The 2,784-nt window shown below is 54.9% G+C and carries 2 protein-coding genes; one reads left to right on the top strand and one right to left on the bottom strand.

Annotated features, from left to right (window positions below):
- On the bottom strand, positions 1-1,568 hold a 1,568-nt coding region (locus tag ACTO5E_RS09990; RefSeq protein WP_482303335.1), incomplete at its 3' end, for a formate--tetrahydrofolate ligase.
- A 190-nt stretch (positions 1,569-1,758) separates the two neighbouring features.
- Between ACTO5E_RS09990 and ACTO5E_RS09985 the strand changes: the two genes are divergently transcribed.
- Positions 1,759-2,784, top strand: a 1,026-nt coding sequence (locus ACTO5E_RS09985) for an FtsW/RodA/SpoVE family cell cycle protein (RefSeq protein ID WP_482303334.1), incomplete at its 3' end; no start/stop codon positions are given.

Here is a 2,784-nt window from a genome sequence, read left to right as displayed (position 1 = left end):
AAGCCTGCGCCAGAGGAGAGCTTCAGGTCACGAATCGTCACCGCGAAGCCTGTGGGCCGGCCCAGCAGAGTGGGATCGTCAGAGAGAGAATACTGGGTTTTGGCAATGCAAACGGGCATTTTGTCTCCATCCAGAGCTTTGATCTCCTTCAAGGACTTAAGGGCTTGATTGGTGAAGGTGACACTGTCCGCGCCATAAATCGTTTTGGCGATGGTTTCAATCTTCTCCTCAACTGATGCCTCGTCTGGGTAGATGGGCGCAAAGTGGGTCTTCCCCTCATTCTCACTGATCACCTGACAGACGGTCTCTGCCAGGGACATGCCGCCCTCGCCGCCCTTGCCGAATACCTCGGACAGGGCATAGCGCACACCCAGCTCCTTGCAGCAATCGTCAATGACCTGAATCTCCCCGTCTGTGTCAGTGCCAAAGCGGTTGATAGCCACCACCACAGGTACGCCATATTTGCGCATATTGTCAACATGTGCTTTCAGGTTGACTATGCCTTTTTTCAACGCATCCACGTTTTCTGCGGCCAGTTCTCCCTTGGCCACACCGCCATTGTATTTCAAGGCCCGCACTGTAGCCACAACTACCACGCAGTCGGGAGAGAGCCCAGCCATACGGCACTTGATATCCATAAACTTTTCCGCGCCCAAATCAGAGCCAAAGCCAGCCTCGGTGATGCAATAGTCTGCCAGCTTCAACGCCAGACGGGTAGCCCGCACGGAGTTGCATCCGTGGGCAATGTTGGCAAAGGGTCCGCCGTGCATAATGGCGGGAGTACCCTCCAGGGTCTGGACCAGGTTGGGGTTTACCGCATCCCGCAGCAGAGCGGCCATGGCGCCCTCAGCCTTGATATCTCTGGCGTAGACAGGCTTCCCCTCATAATTATAGGCAATCAGAATGCTGCCCAAACGCTTTTTCAGGTCAGGCATGTCTTGAGCCAAACACAAAATAGCCATGACCTCGCTGGCCACGGTGATGATGAAGTTGTCCTCCCGAGGCACACCATTGATTTTGCCGCCCAGGCCCACAATCACATTGCGCAGCGCCCGGTCGTTCATATCCAGGCAGCGCTTGATGAGAATACGCCGGGGGTCAATGCCCAAAGAGTTCCCCTGCTGCAGATGGTTGTCCAGCATGGCGCAGCACAGGTTATTGGCAGAGGTGATGGCGTGCATGTCGCCGGTAAAATGCAGGTTGATATCCTCCATAGGCAGCACCTGGGCATAGCCGCCGCCAGCCGCGCCGCCCTTGATGCCGAACACCGGGCCCAGAGAGGGCTCCCGCAGGGCAATAATAGCATTCTTGCCGATTTTGGCCATGGCCTGGCCCAGCCCGGCGGTGGTGGTGGTCTTGCCCTCTCCGGCAGGGGTGGGGTTGATGGCTGTCACCAGAATCAGCTTGCCATTGGGCTTGCCGGCCAGCCGCTGAAAGGCTCCATCGGCAATCTTTGCCTTATACTTGCCGTAAAATTCCAGCTCGTCCTCCAGAAGCCCCAGACTCTCCCCTACCTCTTTAATCGGCTTCAGCTTAGCGCTCTGGGCGATCTCGATATCCGTCAGCATACGCTTCCTTCAACACCTTTCTGTCAAATTTAGTCTTGCTCTCCCCCATTATAAATGACTTTCCCCAATTAGTAAAGCCCGAATCAAAAAAACTTGCTTAAACCTTTGCGCTGTGTTATACTACACAAAAGGAAAATGAAATCAAATTGCAAGCCAACTCTCTTTTTATACTTCTATAGAGGAAAAAACCATGTTGAATCAAGCCTTTAAAAGTGTATTGAGCTACCTTCGCCGGGCGGACATTATCCTCTGGCTGCTGCTGGCCGCGATCAGCGTCTATAGCCTGATTTTGCTGAAAAGCGTGTCCCGCGCCTCGCCTGTGGATTATTTCCGAGCCCAGCTGTTCCCCTTGGCCCTGGGGGCGGTAGGCGCCATTATTGTCAGCATGATGGACTATGCGGAAATTTCTAATCTTTGGTATCTGATCGAGGGCTTCTGCGTCTTTCTCATGATCTACACCTTTGTTTTTGGAGAACGGATTCAGGGAGCCGGCGGTGTGGACGCCCGGGCGTGGATCAGCCTGGGCGGACGGACCTTTCAGACCTCTGAGCTGGTGAAAATTGCCTTTATGCTCACCTATGCCAAGCATCTGGACGTTCTGAACAAACGAGGCCGCATGGACGAGCCCCTTCAGGTAATCCTGCTGGCGGGACATGCAGGCGTCTACATGGCTCTATGCATGCTGCAGGGAGACATGGGCGCGGCCATTGTGTTTTTTGCCATGTTCCTCTGCATGAGCCTTGCGGCTGGGGTGCAGCTGCGGTACTTTGCCATGCTGGCCGGGGCTATTGTAATCGGGCTGCCCATTGTCTGGCAGTACTATATGCCGGACTATCAGAAGCAGAGGTTTGTGGCAGTGTTCAACCTGGACACAGACCCGGACATCCGGATGGGAGACGGTTACCAGCAATGGCAGGGCCGCATCTCCATTGGCAGCGGCGGGTTCAAGGGACAGGGGCTCTTTCAGGGCTCCCGGGTGTCCAGCAATGTGGTAACCTTTCAACAAAGCGACTATATCTTCTCTGTGGCCGGTGAGGAGCTGGGCTTTCTGGGGTGCTCTCTGATTATTCTGTTGCTGCTGTTTTTTATGCTCAAGGTGCTTCATGTGGCCCACTCCTCCCGTGACGAGCTGGGCCGGTATGTCTGCTTTGGCTTTTTTGGCATGATCGCTTTGCAGGCGGTCTGGAATATTGGCATGTGCCTGGCCCTGCTGCCG

The organism is Acutalibacter sp., from assembly GCF_056800975.1.
The sequence above is the reverse complement of the archived record's forward strand: the minus strand, read 5'-3'. Positions and strand labels throughout refer to the sequence as shown.